Origin of the sequence: Microbacterium sp. NPDC087591 (assembly GCF_044743625.1) — a bacterium.
In the GTDB taxonomy this organism is placed as follows: domain Bacteria; phylum Actinomycetota; class Actinomycetes; order Actinomycetales; family Microbacteriaceae; genus Microbacterium.
In genome coordinates this window covers 2064504-2081897 of the sequence record NZ_JBIUWU010000001.1, presented here as the reverse complement: position 1 = coordinate 2081897, position 17394 = coordinate 2064504, and the positions used below count along the sequence as shown (strand labels likewise).

Here is a 17394-nt window from a genome sequence, read left to right as displayed (position 1 = left end):
CGCGGCGGATGTAAGATGTCAACATGATCTTCACCGATGACACGGAGGAAGGACTCCGGGCCGCCGTCTGGCTCGTGAACTCCGCGGAGGATCCCGACACGCTCGCCGACCTCGCCGAGGAGCGCGCGTTCCTCGAGGAGTTCCCCTACACCGGCCGTCTCGACCGCGATGAGGCGGAGCTCGCATCACTGCGCGACCTGCGTCCACACCTGCGCGCCATGCTGTTGGCACCCCGCGACGAGATGGCCGCGCACGTCAACCGCGCCCTCGCCGCCGCACATCTCTCCCCCCACCTGGTGCGCCACGGCGACATGGACTGGCACCTGCACGCGGTCGCCGACGAGCGTCCGCTCTCGGAGCGCGTGCTGATCGAGACCGCGATGGCACTGATCGACGTCATCCGTGCCGACGAGGGCTCGCGCATCTCGGTGTGCGCCGACGATACCTGCGAGGCACTCGCACTCGACCTCTCGCGCAACCGCTCGAAGCGCTACTGCTCGACCGCGTGCGCGAACCGCAACGCCGTCGCCGCCTACCGCGCCCGTCGCGCCGAGGCCTAGCCCGCTCGCAGACGGAACCCGCGGTCAGTCCATCGACACGACGCCGTCGAACAATCCGATGTGATTGCCGTCGGGGTCGACGATCACGGCCCAGGCGCTCGTCTCGGTGATGGGCTGCTTCTGCATCGCGACCGATCCCCCCGCAGCGAGCGCGGCGGCGATCGTGTCGTCGATCGAATCGACCTCGACGTAGGAGCGGGGCTGCGTGAAGCCCTCACTCCGGGGCGCGAGGCCGCCACCCGAGAGCTCGTTGGGCGCCCGCCACATGGGATACCCCTCGAAGCCGGGCGGCTCGGAGATGCTCCAGCCGAACAGCTGACTGTAGAACGCCGTCGCCGCTCCCAGATCGCTCACCGGGATGTCGATGTGGGTGATGTCTCCGTGCGCCATGATGCTCCCTTTCGCCGAACCGACGCAGTCAGTATGCGCCGCCCCTCCGACTCTCGAAACCCCCTTCTCCGCACGCCCCTCGCGCAGAGCGGATGCCGCGCACCGCGCAGGTGCGCACCGCCGTCTGCGCGGATGTGCGCTTCTGTCTGGACGGCACCTGTCATAACAGGTATGCTCACTTGTTATTACAGGTTGCGCAGCGCCGCAGCATCCGCCACGAGGAGCACCGCATGCCCGAGTTCCACACCCCGCCGATCTCCCCGATGGCGATCGCCTTCGACGCCGAGAGGCTCACGCTCTCCCCCGAAGGACCCACGCTCACACGGCGGATGTCCGACCTCGAAGGGCTCTTCCTCGACGGCGACGCGTGGGCTGCGGCATCCGCAGGCGACAACCCGGTCGTGTACACCGTGGTCAGCTCGCCGGTGCCCGAGATCGACCGCGAGCTCCCCCAGTCGATCACCACGATCATGCCGGGCGACACCTCCGGCGAGCTGTGGATGACGAAGGGCCACCAGCACCCGAACCACCAGGGCGAGATCTATCTGGCGCTGAAGGGCCGCGGCGGACTGCTGATGTTCGACGGCGAGCGCACCGAATGGCTCGACATGCTCCCCGGCACGATCGGCTACATCCCGCCGGGCTGGGCGCACCGCTCGGTCAACACGGGCGACGAGCCCTACGCGTTCCTCGCGGTCTACCCCGGAGGCGCCGGCCACGACTACGGCTGGGTGCTCGATCACGGCATGGGTTCCCGCGCCTACCGCGGCGCAGAGGGCGCCGTCGACCTGCGTCCGTACTCGGCCCCGGCCGACTCAGCCCCCGCCCCCACGGCATAGCCTGCGGCCATGCTCATCGCGCACGACCTCGGCACGACCGGGAACAAGGCCTCGCTCCACCATGACGACGGCCGTCTGATCGCTGCGGTCACGGTCCCCTACCCTGCGCACTTCGCGGCCGGCGGCATCGCCGAGCAGAACCCGACCGACTGGTGGGAGGCCGTCGTCGCCGCCACCCGCGACCTGCTCGCCCGCACGGACACGGCGCCGAGCGCGGTCGCCGGTCTCGTGGTGAGCGGGCAGATGATGGGCGCCGTGCTGCTCGACGCCGACGGCGAGCCCGCGCGCCCGGCGATCATCTGGGCCGACACACGCGCCGGCGCGCAGCAGCGCGAGCTCGAGGCCGCCCTCGGCGCCGAGCACGCGTACGGCATCCTCGGCCACCGGCTGAACCCGACGTACTCGGTCGAGAAGATCATGTGGGTGCGCGACAACGAGCCCGACGTCTGGGCACGCGTGCGTCGCGTCTGCGTGGCGAAGGACTTCATCGTGCTGCGGCTCACCGGCCGGCTGGCGACCGACCGCTCCGATGCCTCGGGTACCAATGCCTACGACCAGCAGGCCGGCACCTGGTCGGACGAGGTGCTGCAGGCCGCCCGTCTCGACCCGTCGCTGTTCCCCGAGGTGCGGGAGTCCACCGCGATCGCCGGGACCCTGACGGATGCCGCGGCCGCTGCCCTCGGACTGCACACCGGCGTGCGCGTGGTGATGGGCGGCGGCGACGGCCCCATCGCGGCGGTGGGCTCCGGCGTGGTCGCACCCGAGGACGGCGCCTACGTGTGCCTGGGCACCTCGTCGTGGATCTCGTTCGCCGCCGACCAGCCCCTCCACGACCCTGCGATGCGCACCTTCACGTTCGACAACGTGGTGCCCGGCTCGTTCGTGCCGACCGCCACGATGCAGGCCGGCGGAGCATCCGTGCAGTGGATCGCCGAGGCCCTCTCGGCCGATCCCGCCCATCCCGACACTGGCCGCCTCACCGCCGAGGCCTCGGCGGACGTCGACACCGAGGGCCTGTACTTCCTCCCCTATCTGCTGGGCGAGCGCTCTCCGCTCTGGGACCCCGACGCCCGCGGCGCCTTCGTCGGCCTCGCGCGCCACCACACCAGGGCGCACCTCCTGCGCGCGGTCCTGGAGGGCACGGCGTTCAATCTGTTCACCTGCATCCAGGCCTTCCGGGCGTCCGGCGCCGTGATCGACCGCATCGATGCGGTCGGCGGCGGCGCGCAGAGTGACGTGTACCTCTCGGTGCTCGCCGATGTGTGGGGCGTTCCCGTGCGTCGACGCACGATCGTGGAGGAGGCCAACAGCCTCGGCGCCGCCGTCACGGGCGCGGTCGGGCTCGGGCTGGCGGACTTCGCGGCCGCGCGCGCTCTCAGCGAGGTGACCGATGAGTTCACCCCGGATGCCGGGCGCCACGCGGTCTACGCCGAGCGTCACGCCCGGTTCGCCGACGCCTACACGGCACTCGCGCCCTGGTTCGCCGGCGGGTCGCGCTGATGGGCGTCATCCTGGTCACCAGCCGCTCCTTCTCCGACGGCGACCTCGATCTGGTCGAGCGCGCCAGCCGCGCCGGGCACCGGATCCTGCGCGGGCCGGCCCACCACGACCTCGACGAACTCCGCTCCCTGCTCCACGGCGCCGATGCGTGGATCGCGGGCACCGGCGAAGTCGCAGAGGCGCATCTCGCCGTCGCCCCCAGGCTCAAGGTCATCGCCCGCTACGGCGTGGGCACCGAGGCCGTCGACCTCGACGCGGCGCGTCGCCGCGGCATCCCGGTCACCAACACCCCCGGGGCGAATGCGGATGCCGTCGCCGACCACGCGGTCGGCCTCATGCTCTCGATGCTGCGCTTCATCCCCGACGGCGACCGCCGCGTGCGCGACGGCGACTGGTCCGTACGACGAGGGCGCGAGCTGGGCGCGGCGACGGTCGGCATCGTCGGGTTCGGGCGCATCGGCCAGGGCGTCGCGAAGCGGCTGAGCGGTTTCGGATCGCGCATCGTCGCGGCCGACCCGTACCTCCCCGCCGACCTCGTACGCGCGAACGGTGCCGAGCCGGTCGAGCTCGACGAGCTGTTCCGCATCGCCGACGTCATCACGCTGCACGCCCCCGGCGGTCAGCTGCTCGTCGACGCCGGTCGCCTCAGCGGCATGCGCCGCGGCACGGTGCTGGTGAACACGGCCCGCGGCGACCTCGTCGAGGAGGCGGCGATCGCCGACGCTCTGCGCGACGGCATCCTCGCCGGGTTCGCCGCCGACACGCTCTACGGAGACACCGCCGCGATCCACAGTCCGCTGCTGGCCGCCGACCTCGTCGACCGCGTGATCGTCACGCCGCACCTCGGTGCGCAGACCACCCAGGCCGTCGACAACATGGGCTCCCTCTCGCTCGACGACGTCATCGCCGTGCTCAAGGGCGCCGAGCCCGCCCACCCCGTGACCGCTCGCTAGGAGTCCCCGATGTCCTCTTCTCTCACCACCGACGCGCCCCCGGCGCCGGATGCCGCGACCGCCGACTACATGGGCTTCGTCGGCGTCAGCACCGGCTCCTCGTCGATCATGCAGGTGTTCCCGCGCTGGGCCGAGGTGCTGGGCCTTCCCACGCGCAACCTCGTCGGACACGATCTGCCGATGGACGCGCCCCCGGCGCAATACATCGCGATGGTCGAGCAGATCCGCGACGACCCCCGTCACCGCGGCGCCCTGGTCACCACGCACAAGATGAACGTGTTCGCCGCGGCATCCGGCCTGTTCGACGAGCTCGACCCGTTCGCCGTGTCGTGCAGCGAGATCTCCAGCATCTCCAAGCGCGGCGACCGGCTGATCGGACGCGCCAAGGATCCCCTCACGGTCGATCTCGCCCTGAACGACTTCCTGCCGGCGGACCACTTCGCCCGCACCGGAGCGGAGGTCGTCATCCTCGGTGCCGGCGGCTCGGGCACCGCGCTGAGCTGGGCCCTCGCCGAGCGGGCGGATGCCCCCTCGAAGGTCACCGTCACGGCCCGCGACGACGAGAAGCTCACGCACCTCCGCGAGGTCCACGCGCAGCACGGCACCCCCGATGGATTCATCACCTACGTCCGCACCGACACCGCGGAGCACGCAGCCGCCCTCGTCGCCGCGGCTCCGGCCGGCTCGCTGATCGTCAACGCCACCGGCCTCGGAAAGGACCGCCCCGGCTCTCCTCTGACGGATGACGTGGTGTTCCCCGAGAACGCGGTCGTGTGGGAGTTCAACTACCGCGGATCGCTGGAGTTCCTGCACCAGGCCCGCGCGCAGGAGGCCGCGCGTGCGCTGCACGTGGTCGACGGATGGCGCTACTTCATCCACGGCTGGTCGCAGGTCGTCGCCGACGTGTTCGAGCTCGAGCTCACCCCCGAGATCGTCGAACAGCTCGCCGACGCCGCGGAGTTCGCCCGCCGATGATCCGCACGGTCCTCGGAGACATCGACCCGACGCTGCTCGGGCCGACGAACTACCACGAGCACCTGTTCCAGATCAGCCCGCTCCTACCGGGTGACGAGCTCGACGACGAGACGCGGTCGACGACCGAGGCCGGACTGCTGCGCGACAGCGGATTCGCCGCCCTGGTCGACGCGACCCCGTTCGGGCTCGGCCGAGATCCAGAGGCGGTCGCGCGCATCAGTGCCACGACCGGCCTGCATGTGGTGGCGACGACCGGGCGCCACCGTGAGGCGCACTACGGCGCGCACCATCCGACCCGGTCGCAGGACGCCGATCAGCTCGCGCAGCAGTTCATCACCGAGATCACGGCGGGGATGCCGCAGACGGATGCCGCAGCGCACGGCCCCCGCGCCCAGGCACCGGACGGCTCGACCGTGCGCGCCGGCATCCTCAAGGGCGGCATCGACTACTGGCGCATCAGCGACTTCGAGCGCACGACCCTGCGGGCACTGGCCACGGCTCACCGCGCGACCGGCGCCGCGATCATGGTGCACCTGGAGTTCTGCACGGCCGCGCACGAGGTGCTCGTCCTGCTCGCGGCCGAGGGTGTGGCCGCAGAGCGGGTGGTGCTCGCCCACGCCGACCGCGACCCCGACGCCGGGCTGCATGCCTCGCTCGCGGAGCGCGGCGCCTACCTCGGCTACGACGGATTCGCGCGGCCGCGCACCCGCTCCGACGCCGAGCTGCTCGCGCTCACCGCCGCGGCGGTCGACCGGGGTGCCGGCGAGCGGATCGTGCTCGGCGGCGACGTCGCGCGCCGCACGCGGTACAGCGCCTACGGCGGCATGCCCGGACTCGCCTACCTCGGCGAACGCTACCTGCCTCGCCTGCGCGACCTGATCGGCGGTGCGGCGGTGGAACGGATGCTCATCACCAATCCGGCACGCCTGTTGACGCTGTCCTGACCCCCGCATCCGTCCCCTGCCTCCCTCCCCTGCCCGCTCGAGCCACCACGAGGAGCCTCATGTCCGAGCCGACCATCCTGCACGCGACGTTCACCGCACGCCCCGGAGCCGGGGATCAGGTCGCCGCACTCCTGCGCGACTTCGCCGAGGGCGTGCGCGCGGAGGAGGGCAACATCGTCTTCGACGCCACCCGCCTGGTCGACGACTCCGACCGCTTCTTCGTCTATGAGGTCTACCGTGACGACGCGGCGTTCCAGGCGCACCTGGCCTCTCCCGCTGGCGTGCCCTTCAACGCCGCGCTGCAGGAGCTCATCGTCGAGCCCTCGTCGCAGCTCACCTTCCTCCGCCGCATCTGAGTCGCGGCGCGGGCTCGGCCTCCGGCCCAACGGCCCGGCTCGGCCCGGCCCTCTGCCCCTCTGGCCCGCGGCCCGCGCCCCGCGGCCTGGCCCGGCCCCAGCCCCCTGCACCGCCCTCTGCCCACGTGCAGGACGATCCGCCACGTGCAGGACCGAACCCCCGCATCCGCTCCTGCAACCGGCATCCCCTCCTGCAAACCGCGCGCCCGAACCCCGCCCACGCCTCCACACACACCACCCCCCACACAGAAGAAGCCCCCCACCCGAAGGTGAGGGGCTTCTTCATCCACTCAGATCACTCGTAGAGAACTGCGGCGATCTTCGGGTCGTCGATGTTCGTCTTGTCGTACCAGTACGAACCGGTGTCGTAGAACTCCTCGACGTCCTTGCCGTTGGCGGCGTCGTACGCTGCCTGCACCACCTGTGCGCCGATGCCGATCGGGTCCTGCGTGATGGCGCCGGCCATCGTGCCGTCCTTGATCGCGTTGATCTGCGCTGCGCCGGAGTCGAAGCCGACGATCGTGAGCTTGCCCTTCTCGAGGCCGAGCTCGTTGACCGCGTTCACGACGCCGATCGCGGAACCCTCGTTGGTGCCGTAGATGCCCTTGAGGTCAGGGTGCGCCGCGATCATGGCCTTCGCGATGTCCGCCGACTTCAGGTGGTCGCCGTCGCCGTACTGGATGTCGACGATCTTGATGTCGGGGTAGTCCGCCTCGATCTTCTCGACGAAGCCGTCACGACGCTCGACACCGGTCGAGTTGATCTGCGAGTGACCGACGATGCCGACCTCGCCCTTGCCGCCGATGAGCTCGGCCATGTGCTCTGCCGCCAGCGCGCCGGCGACCTTGCTGTCGGTGGCGGAGAGGCTCAGCCCCACGTCGCCGTCGCACGGTGCGTCGAAGTACACCACGGGGATGTCCTTGGCCTTGGCCTGCTCGAGCGGGGTGACGCAGGCCTCGGGGTCGAGGGCGGCGTACGCGATGGCATCCGGTCCCTTGTCGATCGCGGTCTGCAACATCTGCAGCTGCGCGTCGATCTCGGTCTCGGCGGCGGGGCCTTCGAAGGTGATGTCGACGCCGAGCTCGGCGGCGCGCTCCTCCGCGCCCTTCTTGACGGCCTGCCAGAACTGGTGCTGGAAGCCCTTCGAGACGAGTGCGATGTACATCTTGTCGCCGCTGCCGCCGTCGCCACTGCCGGCGTCGCCGCCGCCCGTGTCGCCCGCGCATCCGGCCATGACGAGTGCCGCCGAGGCGACGAGTGCCGCGAATGCGGTCTTCTTGCCGAACTTCATGGAAACTCCGTTGTTTGTGAGTGCCGACTGCGTCGACGGTGTGGACATACCTGGTGCTGTGTGCCGTGCGGATCGCTCCGCGGTCTCGGCTGGTGCCGATCGGAGGGTGGCGGGCACGGGTGCCACGCTCCGTGGTTCAGAGGGTCAGGTGCGGGTGCGGTTGCGCAGCGAGTCGAAGAAGACGGCGATCAGCACGACGATGCCGACGACGATGTTCTGCCACTCGGACTGGATCGACAGGATGCGCAGGCCGTTGACGAGCACGCTCATGATGAGGGCGCCGATCACGGTGCCGAGGATGGATCCGCGGCCGCCGAGCAGCGATGTGCCGCCGATGATGACGGCCGCGATCGCCTGCAGCTCGTAGCCGGTGCCGATCTGCGGCTGTGCTGAGCCGAGTCGGGCGGCGATCACGACGCCCGCGATGCCGGTGAAGGCGCCGGCGAACATATAGACGAGGATCGTCCAGCGACGCGTGTTCACGCCGGAGAGGCGGGTCGCCTCTTCGTTGGAGCCGATCGCGAACGTGTAGCGCCCCAGCAGCGTCTTCGACAGCACGAGCCAGGCGACGACCGCGAGGATGCCGGTGATGAGCACCGCGTTGGGGAGGCCGGGGATCAGCGTGCCGATGGCGAACGCCTGCTGGAATCCGTTGTCCGCCGCGAAGTAGATCGGCGCGACGCCCGAGATCACGAGGGCAAGGCCACCGGCGATCATCATCATCGCGAGCGTCGCGATGAACGGGGGCAGCCGGAGGAAGGTGATGTTGACGCCGTTGATCAGGCCCATCAGCACACCTGTCGCGATGCCGCCGATCACGCCGACCCACACGGGCAACCCCATCTTGGTGACGAAGACACCGGTCATCACGGCGGCCAGCGCCATGCCGGTGCCCAGCGACAGGTCGATGCCGCCGGTGATGATGACGAAGGTGGTGCCGAGCGCGAGGATCGCGATCACGGCTGTCGAGAGCAGAACGGTGGTGATGTTGCTCACCGTGAAGAAGCTGGGGCTGGCGATCGCGAAGAAGACCACCAGCACGACGAGCGTGCCGAAGGCGAGCGACTGCTGGGCCTGCTTCTTGAGGAACCCGACGATGTCGCGCTTGTCGGTGTTCTCCGAGACCGCCGTCTGGATGATCGTCGTCGTCGACGATCCGGGCTGCTGTGGAGCGCTCATCAGTCTTCCTCCCCGTGTGCTGCGAGTTGCATGATCTTCTCCTGGCTTGCTTCCTCGTTGCGGAGGGTTCCGGTGATCCGGCCGTTGGCGAAGACCGCGATGCGGTTCGCCACGCGAAGGATCTCCGGCAGCTCCGACGAGATGACGATGATGGATTTGCCCTGCTCGGCGAGCAGCTGCATGAGGCGGTAGATCTCTTCCTTCGCGCCGACGTCGATCCCTCGGGTCGGCTCGTCGAAGATCAGGACGTCGCAGTCGCGCATCAGCCAGCGGGCGATGACGACCTTCTGCTGGTTGCCGCCGGAGAGCAGCTTGACGACCTGGTTGACCGAGGGCGTCTTTACCCGCAGCTGCTGGACGTACTCCTTGGTGCGGTTCTTCGCCTTGCCGTCGCCCATCCAGCCGATGGCGTTGGCGTAGGAGCCGAGCGAGGCGAGCACCGTGTTGAAGGTGACGTCCTGCTCGAGCATGAGGCCGAGGAGCTTGCGGTCCTCGGAGAGGTAGCCGACGCCGTGCTTGACGGCATCCGCGGGCTGGCTGATCTTGGTCGCCCGCCCGCCGATCGTGACCGTGCCTCCGTCGCGGGGGTCGGCGCCGATCACCGCACGAGCGGTCTCGGTGCGACCGGCGCCCATGAGACCGGCGAAGCCGAGGATCTCCCCCTTGTGCAGCTCGAAGGAGACGTCCTTGAGCAGCGCCTTGGTGGAGAGCCCTTCGACCTTCAGCACGACGGGGTCGCCTTCATGTTCGCGCGCCTGCGGACGCGTTCCCTCGTCGATCGGGCGTCCGACCATCATCTCGATGATCTTCGGGATGCTGACCTCGGACTTGTCGAGTGATCCGATGTATGTGCCATCGCGGAGCACGGTGACCCGGTCGGCGAGGCGACGCAGCTCGTCCATGCGGTGCGAGATGTAGACGATGCCCGTCCCGCGCGCCTTGAGCTGCTCGATCAGTACGAACAGCGTCTCGACCTCGGAGTCGGTGAGCGCGGATGTCGGCTCATCCATGATCAGGACCTTGGCGTTGAACGACAGCGCCTTGGCGATCTCGACCATCTGCTGCTCGGCGACCGTGAGCTCCCCGACGAGCTGACGGGGGTTCAGGCGGATGTCGAGGCGCGTGAGCAGCTCCGTGGTCTGCGCGTTGAGCTTGCGCTCCGACAGGAACGGGCCCGTCTTGGGCTCACGGCCTACGAAGATGTTCTGCGCGACGGTCAGATCCGGCATCAGGTTGAGCTCCTGATGGATGATCGTGACCCCCAGCTCCTGCGCCTGGAGCGGGCTGGTGAGCTCGACCTCCTGGCCCTCGAACGTGATCGTGCCCTCGTCCTTGGTGTAGATCCCGGAGAGGATCTTCATGAGCGTCGACTTGCCGGCGCCGTTCTCGCCCACGAGCACGAGCACCTCGCCGGCGCGCACCTCGAGGTGCACATCCTTCAGCGCCTGCACACCGGGGAAGCCCTTGCTGATTCCCTCGACTCTGAGAATGGGATCGCTCATGTGCTCACCTGCTTCCTTGGAGGTTCTGTTGTGATGCCGGCAGTTCGGGCTGCCGTAAACATCGGATCAATTCTGTAGCCTACGCCGCATCATGCGCAAGTTGTATCTAAATGTATCTAACGTCGGGTCGGATGGGAAGACCTGTAATAACATCTTGGCCACAGGTTCCGATCCGGACCGGTTTCCGCCGCTTCCGGCGAACTCAGTGCAGTCGGATCGAGTCCACCGCGACGAGCTTGTCGCGGATGAACGCGTTCGCGTGCGCCCCCAGTTCGGCGTTGTCCGTCCAGAGGTTGCGCCAGATGCCGAGCATCCGACTCAGGTCCGGGGCGACCACGGCCGACGAGAACGACTCGAACACGATCGGACCGTCGTAGCCGATCCGACCGAGCGCCTTGAAGAACGTGTCGAAGTCGACGGTTCCCGTACCGAGGTAGCCGCGGTGGCTCTCGCCGATGTGCACGTAATGCAGGCTCGGCTCGGCATCCAGGACCGGCGCGAACATATCCGACTCCTCGATGTTCATGTGGTACGTGTCGAGGTGGATGCCGAGGTTCGGACGATCGACCTCGGCGAGGTACTCGATCGCCTGCCGCGCGGTGTTCAGCACATTGGTCTCGTAGCGGTTCACGACCTCCAGGGCGACGGACACCCCTCGCTCGGCTGCATGATCGGCGACCTTGGCGATCGCCCGGCGACTGCTCTCGAGCCCCGCGGGCGTGACCGGCTCCATGTACTTCTTCATGGCGCTGTAGATCACTCCGCAGAAGTGCTGTCCGCCCAGGTCGGCGAGCACGTCCACAGCCCGCAGCAGCAGCGCCTCACCCGCCGCGACGACGGCCGGATCGGAACTGGTGACATCGGTCGCCTCGGAGAGTCCGAGCGACGCGCTGACGGCGAGGTCGTGCTCCTCGAGCGACTCCTTCGCCGCCTGCACGTCGAAGGCGAACGGGTCCATGAGCGGGAACTCGATGAGGTCGAAACCGGCCTCTCTGGTCTTCTCCACCGAGAGACGGATGCCGTCGGCGTCGAAGTTCCCCGTCCAGACGAGCCCGTGGCAGCCGATGTTCATGAGATCCCTCGGAGGCGGGTGTGCGGCACCGTCGCCTCGATCAATTGGCACGTGCCAAGTTGAGCTGGGTCACACGCTACGTCGACCCGTATCGACGTGTCAAGAACTTTCTTGGCACGTGCCAAGTCTGCGCGATAGTGTGATGCGGACCGCTCATCTGCGCACGTGCGGCCACCGAGACGAAGGAGTTCCGATGCCCGCCAGCGTCAAAGACGTCGCCGCGCTCGCCGGGGTCTCCTCCTCGACCGTGTCGAACTACCTCAACCACCCGCACGTGCTCGGCGAGGCCAGCAGGGAGCGCGTGCGTGCCGCGATCGCGCAGCTCGGCTACGTCCCCAACGAGTCGGCGCGCCAGCTGCGCGCCGGTTCCAGCAAGGCGCTCGCGCTGATCCTGCTCGACGCCTGGCTGCCCTACTTCCACGACCTGTCACGCGGGGTCGAGGACGTCACCCGCGAGGGCGGCTGGTCGCTGTTCTTCAGCAACAGCAACCGCGACAGCGCGCAGGAGCGGCGCAACATCGAGATGTTCGAGGCGCACCGGGTGCAGGGAATCGTGATCTACCCGCTCGACGACGTGGTGCCGCAGCTCGAGCGCCTCGCCGACCGCGGCATCCGCTCGGTGGTCGTCGGTCCCATCCGGCCCTCGTCGAAGGTGGCCTCGGTGCTCTTCGACGACGTCGGCGGCGGACGCCTCGCCGGCGAGCACCTGCTGTCGATCGGGCGCCGACGGATCGTGTTCCTCGGCAGCCCGACCGTGAGCCAGTCGAACGACCGGCTGCAGGGCCTGCGCGAGGCCGTCGCGGGCTCCGACGCCTCGATCACCGTGCTCGACGTGCCGCACCTCATCACCGAGGACGGGCTGCGCGTCGCCGAGCAGATCGTCGCGATGGCGCCCGAAGACCGCCCCGATGCCGTGTTCGCCGCGAACGACATGGTGGCCGTCGGCGTGCTCACGCAGTTCCTGCGCCACGGCATCCGCGTGCCGGAGGACATCGCCCTCGTCGGGTTCGACGACGTGGACCAGGCGCACCAGGGCGTGGTGCCGCTGACGAGCGTGCGTCAGCCCGGCTACGCGATCGGCCGCGCGGCGGGCGCCGCCCTGCTGCAGCAGCTCGCCGATCCGACCGCGCCGCCGCCCGCGCCGACGCCGTTCTCGGCCGAGCTCGTGGTGCGCGAGTCGACCGTCGGGCGCTGACCCCGCCGGGGTGCCCGCGCCGCGCGTTCACAACTCCTCAAGAACTCTGCCACCCAGCCGTCAGGGCTCCGCCGCAGGGCACGACTCCGAGCCGACGGGCCGAGCGCCCCGGGACTATTGAGGAGTTGTGAACACCGCCCGCCAGCACTCAGGCCGAGGCGTGCCCCACGACGCCCTTGCGCAGCAGCGCGTTGCCGTATTTGCGGGTCTCGCCCGTGCGCACCATGAGGTACGCGCTCTTCGCCACCTCGTAGTACGCGAAGCGCTCGACGAAACGGGTCGTGTCGAGAGTGGTTCCCGCGGCCGCCATGAGCTCGTGCTGCACGTCGAGCACGGCGCCGTCGGCCGAGGTCATCAGGTCGATGCCCGGCGCGTCGTCGAGCGGCAGCACGCTGCGGATCGCGGCCACGACCTCCGGCGTCGACGTGCCGGGCAGATCGACCACCCGCGCGCCGAGCGCCCAGGCCGGGAAGTGCGCGTCGGCGATCACCACGGAGTCGGAGTGCCCCATCCGGTCCAGGTGCAGCAGAAGCTCGCCGGTGAGCAGCGGATTGATTCCTTCGAGCACGACGGCTCCTCTCGGTCGGGTCGGTCTGGTCGGATGCGGCCTCAGCGCGCGGGGATCAGTCCCTCGGCCGCCAGCTCCTGCCAGAGCGCGGTCGGGATATCGAGTGCCGCGTACTCCGCATTCTGCACCAGCTGCGCCGGACGGCTGCCGCCGACGACCACCGCGCGCACCTCGGCGGCCTGCAGCGGGAACTGGATCGCCGCCGCCGGCAGGGGCACGTCGTGTGCGGCGCAGATCGCGGCGATGCGCACCAGCCGGTCCCACAGCTCGTCGGGCAGCTGGCCGTACTCGTAGCGCCCGTCGCGGCGGGGCTCGCTCGAGGCGAGCAGTCCGGAGTTGAAGACGGATGCCGCGACGATCCCGGTCCCGGTCTCCCGGCAGGCCGGCAGCACGTCGACCGCGGCGGGCTGTTCGAGCAGCGTGTACCGGCCGGCGACCATGATCAGGTCGAGGTCGGCCGAGCGCACGGCCGCGGCGAGCGCCTCCGACACCATCGAGCCGATGCCGATCGCGGTCACGCCGCCCTCGTCGCGCAGTTGCTGCATCGCGGGCAGCGCCTCGGCGAGCGCGAGGTCGAGGTCGTGCCGCTCCGGGTCGTGCAGGTAGAGCAGGTCGATGCGCTCGATCCCCAGACGCTCGCGCGACTCCTCGACGCTGGCGCGGATGCCGTCGGCTGAGAAGTCCCAGACGCGCTGCAGGTCGTCCGGCACGTGGAAGTCGTTCGCGGTGTCGAGGCCGCCCGCGTGCTCCGGGTTCGGCCGCAGCAGACGCCCGGCCTTGGTCGACAGCACGTACTCCTCGCGGGGCTTGGTCTGCAGGAACGCGCCGAGCCGACGCTCGGACAGCCCGAGTCCGTAGTGCGGGGCGGTGTCGTAGTAGCGGATGCCGCTCTCCCACGCCGCGTCCAGCACGGCCCAGGATTCCTCGTCGCTGAGCGGGCGGAAGAGGTTGCCGACGTTCGCGGCGCCGTAGCCGAGCGTCGGGATGCGAAGGCGGGGCGTACCGGACTCAGGCGACGACATGCGCACCCGTCCACGTGTAGGCGGCGATGCTCTCGGCCTTCATCTGCATGCTCGCGCCGGGCGCGGTCGGCGCCATGTAGGAGCCGCCCTGGATGTCGGTGGGGACGACGAAGTGCTCGTGCAGGTGGTCGACGAACTCGATCATGCGGCCTTCGCGCGTGCCGGTGACGGCGACGAAGTCGAACATCGACAGGTGCTGCACGGCTTCGCACAGACCGACGCCGCCCGCGTGCGGGCACACCGGCACCCCGAACTTCGCGGCGAGCAGCAGGTTGGCGATGTTCTCGTTCACGCCGGCGACGCGCACCGCGTCGATCTGCATCACCGAGATCGCGTCGGCCTGCAGCAGCTGCTTGAAGATCACGCGGTTCTGCGCGTGCTCGCCGGTGGCGACGCGGATCGGCGCGATGCCGCGGGCGATCTCGGCATGGCCGAGCACGTCGTCTGGACTGGTGGGCTCCTCGATCCAGGCGGGGTGGAACTCGGCGAGCGCGTTCACCCACTCGATCGCCTCGGACACCTCCCAGCGCTGGTTCGCGTCGATCGCGATGGGGAAGTCGGGGCCGCACACCTCACGCGCCTTGCGGAAACGGCGGATGTCGTCGTCGAGGTCGGCGCCGACCTTGAGCTTGATCTGCGTGAAGCCGTCGGCCATGGCCTCGCGGGCGAGTCGTTCGAGCTTCTCGTCGGAGTAGCCGAGCCAGCCGGGGCTGGTGGTGTAGCCGGGGTAGCCGGTGGCGAGCAGCTCCTGCTCGCGCGCGGCGCGGCCGGGTTCGGCCGCGCGCAGGATCTCGAGCGCGTCCTCGCGGGTCAGCGCGTTGGTGAGGTAGCGGAAGTCGACCAGGTCGACGAGCTCCTCCGGCGTCATCCGAGCGAGGAGCTGCCACAGCGGCAGCCCGGCGCGCTTGGCCTTGATGTCCCACAGCGCGTTGATGACCGCGCCGATGGCCATGTGCATGACGCCCTTCTCCGGTCCGAGCCAGCGAAGCTGCGAGTCGCCGATGATGTCGCGGAAGGTGCCGCCCATGTCATCCAGCAGCGGCTCGATCTCGCGCCCGACCAGGTGCCCGGCCAGCGCGTCGATCGCGGCGACCTGCACATCGTTGCCGCGGCCGATCGTGAACACGAACGCGTGTCCTTCGATGCCGTCGGCGGCATCGGTGCGCACGATCACGTAGGCCGCGGAGTAGTCGGGGTCGGGGTTCATGGCATCCGAGCCGTCGAGACTGAGCGACGTGGGGAAGCGGATGTCGGTGGTGTCGAGTGCGACGATACGGCTCACGGGGTTCCTCTCCATGCACGGAGAAATCCCGTGCAGACCTCTTGGAGTGTAAACATCCGATGTCTATACTGTCAACGAGACAGGCCGTCGCACGGCGGCTCCCCGACGAATCAGGAGAATCATGAAGTTCGCGCGGCTTGGCGACCCAGGGAGCGAGATTCCCGTCCTCATCGAGGGCGATCGCCACCTCGACCTCCGCCCTCTGACATCCGATGTAGATGGCGATTTCCTCGCCGGCGACTTCCGCGCTCGCGTCGCTGCCGCGCTGGCCGCCGATGAGCTCCCCGAACTCGAGGAAGCCGCATCCCTCCGCATCGGCGCCCCCATCGCGCGACCGAGCGCCGTGATCTGCATCGGCATGAACTATGCGGCCCACGCGGCCGAGTCGGGCTCGGAGCCGCCGACCATCCCGATCATCTTCCTGAAGACCCCGAACACGGTCACAGGGCCCAACGACGCGGTGACGATCCCGCGCGGCAGCGAGAAGACGGACTGGGAGGTCGAGCTCGGCATCGTGATCGGCGCCCGTGCCGCCTACCTCGACTCCCCCGAGGAGTCTCTGGCCCATGTCGCCGGCTTCGTCGCCGCGAACGACGTCTCCGAGCGCGCCTTCCAGATGGAGGTCTCCGGCGGCCAGTGGTCCAAGGGCAAGATCGCTCCCGGGTTCAACCCGACCGGCCCCTGGCTGGTCACCCCCGACGAGGTGGACCACCACTCCCTCGGCCTGCGCAGCTTCGTGAACGGCGAGCCGCGGCAGGACTCGAACACGAGCGACATGATCTTCCCGGTCGAGCACATCGTGCACCATCTGTCGCAGTACGTGACCCTGGAGCCGGGCGACCTCATCCTCACCGGCACCCCGCAGGGCGTCGCGCTGTCGGGCAAGTACCCCTACCTCGCCGCCGGCGACGTGGTCGAGATCGAGATCGACGGCCTCGGCCGTCAGCGCCAGGAGTTCGTGGCATGGGAGGCACAGAGATGACCGGTTCGGTTCCTGAGCGAGCGAAGCGAGACGAAGGGCTGGACGGACTCGTGGCGATCGTCACGGGCGGGGCATCCGGGCTCGGAGCCGCGATCGCGCAGCGCCTGCACGACGACGGCGCGCAGATCGCCGTGCTCGACCGGGACACCACCCACGCGGATGAGAAGTTCGCCGCGTTCACCGCCGACGTCTCCGACCGGAGCAGCGTCGAGGCCGCGGTCGCCGCGGTCGCCGCGCAGTTCGGCCGCATCGACATCGTCGTCAACAACGCCGGCATCGGCGCGCAGGGCGACATCGCCGCGAATGATGACGACGAGTGGGCCCGCGTGCTGTCGATCAACGTCACCGGCATCGCCCGGGTCACCGCGGCCGCACTGCCCTGGTTGCGCGAGTCGCCCTCCGCGGCGATCTGCAACACCGCATCCATCGCGTCGACGACCGGACTCCCGCAGCGTGCCCTCTACAGCGCGTCGAAGGGGGCCGTGTCGGCACTCACCCGCGCGATGGCCACCGACCACCTGCGCGAGGGCATCCGCGTCAACGCCGTGAACCCCGGCACCGCCGACACCCCGTGGGTCGGACGCCTGCTGGACTCGGCCACCGACCCCGCCGCCGAACGTGCCGCGCTCGCCGCCCGTCAGCCGCACGGCCGTCTGGTCAGTCCGGACGAGGTCGCCGGAGCCGTCGCCTACCTGGTGTCGCCGGCATCGGGTTCGACGACCGGCACCTTCCTCGAGGTCGACGGCGGCATGGCGTCGCTGCGACCGCGACCGGAGTAAGACGC

General features: G+C 69.5%; 18 protein-coding genes. 10 read left to right on the top strand and 8 right to left on the bottom strand.

Annotated features, from left to right (window positions below):
* Positions 1 to 23 precede the first annotated feature (23 nt).
* Positions 24 to 560: a CGNR zinc finger domain-containing protein gene (locus tag ACIOVG_RS09910; protein WP_400872283.1), complete on the top strand. Its 537-nt coding sequence runs from the start codon at positions 24 to 26 to the stop codon at positions 558 to 560.
* Between the two features lie 24 nt (positions 561 to 584).
* Here the strand turns inward: ACIOVG_RS09910 and ACIOVG_RS09905 are convergent, their stop codons facing one another.
* Positions 585 to 950: a VOC family protein gene (locus ACIOVG_RS09905; protein WP_247628080.1), complete on the bottom strand. Its 366-nt coding sequence runs from the start codon at positions 948 to 950 to the stop codon at positions 585 to 587.
* Between the two features lie 230 nt (positions 951 to 1180).
* Between ACIOVG_RS09905 and ACIOVG_RS09900 the strand changes: the two genes are divergently transcribed.
* Genes ACIOVG_RS09900 through ACIOVG_RS09875 form a run of 6 tightly spaced genes read left to right on the top strand, consistent with a single transcriptional unit; the run spans position 1181 to position 6517 of the window.
* Entirely contained in the window at positions 1181 to 1789 is a 609-nt protein-coding gene (locus ACIOVG_RS09900; protein WP_400872280.1) for a glucose-6-phosphate isomerase family protein, read from the top strand.
* 9 nt (positions 1790 to 1798) lie between these two features.
* Positions 1799 to 3289, top strand: coding sequence for a xylulokinase (xylB, locus tag ACIOVG_RS09895; protein WP_400872277.1), 1491 nt, complete (start codon positions 1799 to 1801; stop codon positions 3287 to 3289).
* A complete protein-coding gene (locus ACIOVG_RS09890; RefSeq protein ID WP_400872274.1) occupies positions 3289 to 4242 on the top strand; it encodes a phosphoglycerate dehydrogenase in 954 nt (317 codons plus the stop codon). Before xylB ends, ACIOVG_RS09890 begins: the two co-directional genes overlap by 1 nt.
* Positions 4243 to 4251: 9 nt before the next feature.
* Complete coding sequence (locus ACIOVG_RS09885; protein ID WP_400872271.1) at positions 4252 to 5217, top strand: shikimate dehydrogenase; 966 nt, start codon at positions 4252 to 4254, stop codon at positions 5215 to 5217.
* On the top strand, positions 5214 to 6161 hold the full coding sequence (locus ACIOVG_RS09880) for a phosphotriesterase (protein WP_400872268.1): 948 nt from the start codon (positions 5214 to 5216) through the stop codon (positions 6159 to 6161). The genes ACIOVG_RS09885 and ACIOVG_RS09880 overlap by 4 nt, the downstream gene beginning before the upstream one ends.
* A 59-nt stretch (positions 6162 to 6220) precedes the next feature.
* Entirely contained in the window at positions 6221 to 6517 is a 297-nt protein-coding gene (locus ACIOVG_RS09875; protein ID WP_247628086.1) for a putative quinol monooxygenase, read from the top strand.
* Between the two features lie 295 nt (positions 6518 to 6812).
* On the opposite strand, the gene ACIOVG_RS09870 is transcribed toward ACIOVG_RS09875, so the two are convergent.
* The 4 genes from ACIOVG_RS09870 to ACIOVG_RS09855 all read right to left on the bottom strand — a co-directional run bounded on the left by ACIOVG_RS09870 (position 6813) and on the right by ACIOVG_RS09855 (position 11561).
* Positions 6813 to 7808 (bottom strand): ABC transporter substrate-binding protein, encoded by a 996-nt coding sequence (locus ACIOVG_RS09870; protein ID WP_247628087.1) that lies wholly within the window; start codon positions 7806 to 7808, stop codon positions 6813 to 6815.
* Between the two features lie 144 nt (positions 7809 to 7952).
* Positions 7953 to 8987 (bottom strand): ABC transporter permease, encoded by a 1035-nt coding sequence (locus tag ACIOVG_RS09865; RefSeq protein ID WP_247628088.1) that lies wholly within the window; start codon positions 8985 to 8987, stop codon positions 7953 to 7955.
* Complete coding sequence (locus ACIOVG_RS09860; RefSeq protein ID WP_247628089.1) at positions 8987 to 10489, bottom strand: sugar ABC transporter ATP-binding protein; 1503 nt, start codon at positions 10487 to 10489, stop codon at positions 8987 to 8989. Before ACIOVG_RS09860 ends, ACIOVG_RS09865 begins: the two co-directional genes overlap by 1 nt.
* A 202-nt stretch (positions 10490 to 10691) precedes the next feature.
* Complete coding sequence (locus tag ACIOVG_RS09855) at positions 10692 to 11561, bottom strand: sugar phosphate isomerase/epimerase family protein (protein WP_400872263.1); 870 nt, start codon at positions 11559 to 11561, stop codon at positions 10692 to 10694.
* Between the two features lie 193 nt (positions 11562 to 11754).
* On the opposite strand from ACIOVG_RS09855, the gene ACIOVG_RS09850 reads away from it, so the two are divergent.
* Positions 11755 to 12756 (top strand): LacI family DNA-binding transcriptional regulator, encoded by a 1002-nt coding sequence (locus tag ACIOVG_RS09850; protein ID WP_400872260.1) that lies wholly within the window; start codon positions 11755 to 11757, stop codon positions 12754 to 12756.
* A 148-nt stretch (positions 12757 to 12904) separates the two neighbouring features.
* On the opposite strand, the gene ACIOVG_RS09845 is transcribed toward ACIOVG_RS09850, so the two are convergent.
* From ACIOVG_RS09845 to ACIOVG_RS09835, 3 genes are read right to left on the bottom strand one after another with little or no spacing between them, the layout of a single operon-like run.
* On the bottom strand, positions 12905 to 13324 hold the full coding sequence (locus ACIOVG_RS09845; protein WP_247628092.1) for an RbsD/FucU domain-containing protein: 420 nt from the start codon (positions 13322 to 13324) through the stop codon (positions 12905 to 12907).
* Between the two features lie 41 nt (positions 13325 to 13365).
* Entirely contained in the window at positions 13366 to 14346 is a 981-nt protein-coding gene (locus ACIOVG_RS09840; protein WP_400872257.1) for an aldo/keto reductase, read from the bottom strand.
* On the bottom strand, positions 14333 to 15628 hold the full coding sequence (locus ACIOVG_RS09835; protein WP_247628094.1) for an L-fuconate dehydratase: 1296 nt from the start codon (positions 15626 to 15628) through the stop codon (positions 14333 to 14335). Before ACIOVG_RS09835 ends, ACIOVG_RS09840 begins: the two co-directional genes overlap by 14 nt.
* A gap of 121 nt (positions 15629 to 15749) precedes the next feature.
* Between ACIOVG_RS09835 and ACIOVG_RS09830 the strand changes: the two genes are divergently transcribed.
* Together ACIOVG_RS09830 and ACIOVG_RS09825 are read left to right on the top strand one after the other, a co-directional pair.
* Positions 15750 to 16610 carry a fumarylacetoacetate hydrolase family protein gene (locus ACIOVG_RS09830; RefSeq protein ID WP_400872254.1) on the top strand — a complete coding sequence of 287 codons (861 nt, stop codon included), beginning with the start codon at positions 15750 to 15752 and terminating at the stop codon, positions 16608 to 16610.
* Positions 16607 to 17389: an SDR family NAD(P)-dependent oxidoreductase gene (locus ACIOVG_RS09825; RefSeq protein WP_400872251.1), complete on the top strand. Its 783-nt coding sequence runs from the start codon at positions 16607 to 16609 to the stop codon at positions 17387 to 17389. Before ACIOVG_RS09830 ends, ACIOVG_RS09825 begins: the two co-directional genes overlap by 4 nt.
* The last annotated feature ends 5 nt before the right edge of the window (positions 17390 to 17394 follow it).

Coding starts and splice junctions, on each gene's coding strand:
- ACIOVG_RS09910 (WP_400872283.1), top strand. CDS start 24: ATGATCTTCACCGATGACACGGAGGAAGGACTCCGGGCCGCCGTCTGG.
- ACIOVG_RS09905 (WP_247628080.1), bottom strand. CDS start 950: ATGGCGCACGGAGACATCACCCACATCGACATCCCGGTGAGCGATCTG.
- ACIOVG_RS09900 (WP_400872280.1), top strand. CDS start 1,181: ATGCCCGAGTTCCACACCCCGCCGATCTCCCCGATGGCGATCGCCTTC.
- xylB (WP_400872277.1), top strand. CDS start 1,799: ATGCTCATCGCGCACGACCTCGGCACGACCGGGAACAAGGCCTCGCTC.
- ACIOVG_RS09890 (WP_400872274.1), top strand. CDS start 3,289: ATGGGCGTCATCCTGGTCACCAGCCGCTCCTTCTCCGACGGCGACCTC.
- ACIOVG_RS09885 (WP_400872271.1), top strand. CDS start 4,252: ATGTCCTCTTCTCTCACCACCGACGCGCCCCCGGCGCCGGATGCCGCG.
- ACIOVG_RS09880 (WP_400872268.1), top strand. CDS start 5,214: ATGATCCGCACGGTCCTCGGAGACATCGACCCGACGCTGCTCGGGCCG.
- ACIOVG_RS09875 (WP_247628086.1), top strand. CDS start 6,221: ATGTCCGAGCCGACCATCCTGCACGCGACGTTCACCGCACGCCCCGGA.
- ACIOVG_RS09870 (WP_247628087.1), bottom strand. CDS start 7,808: ATGAAGTTCGGCAAGAAGACCGCATTCGCGGCACTCGTCGCCTCGGCG.
- ACIOVG_RS09865 (WP_247628088.1), bottom strand. CDS start 8,987: ATGAGCGCTCCACAGCAGCCCGGATCGTCGACGACGACGATCATCCAG.
- ACIOVG_RS09860 (WP_247628089.1), bottom strand. CDS start 10,489: ATGAGCGATCCCATTCTCAGAGTCGAGGGAATCAGCAAGGGCTTCCCC.
- ACIOVG_RS09855 (WP_400872263.1), bottom strand. CDS start 11,561: ATGAACATCGGCTGCCACGGGCTCGTCTGGACGGGGAACTTCGACGCC.
- ACIOVG_RS09850 (WP_400872260.1), top strand. CDS start 11,755: ATGCCCGCCAGCGTCAAAGACGTCGCCGCGCTCGCCGGGGTCTCCTCC.
- ACIOVG_RS09840 (WP_400872257.1), bottom strand. CDS start 14,346: ATGTCGTCGCCTGAGTCCGGTACGCCCCGCCTTCGCATCCCGACGCTC.
- ACIOVG_RS09830 (WP_400872254.1), top strand. CDS start 15,750: ATGAAGTTCGCGCGGCTTGGCGACCCAGGGAGCGAGATTCCCGTCCTC.
- ACIOVG_RS09825 (WP_400872251.1), top strand. CDS start 16,607: ATGACCGGTTCGGTTCCTGAGCGAGCGAAGCGAGACGAAGGGCTGGAC.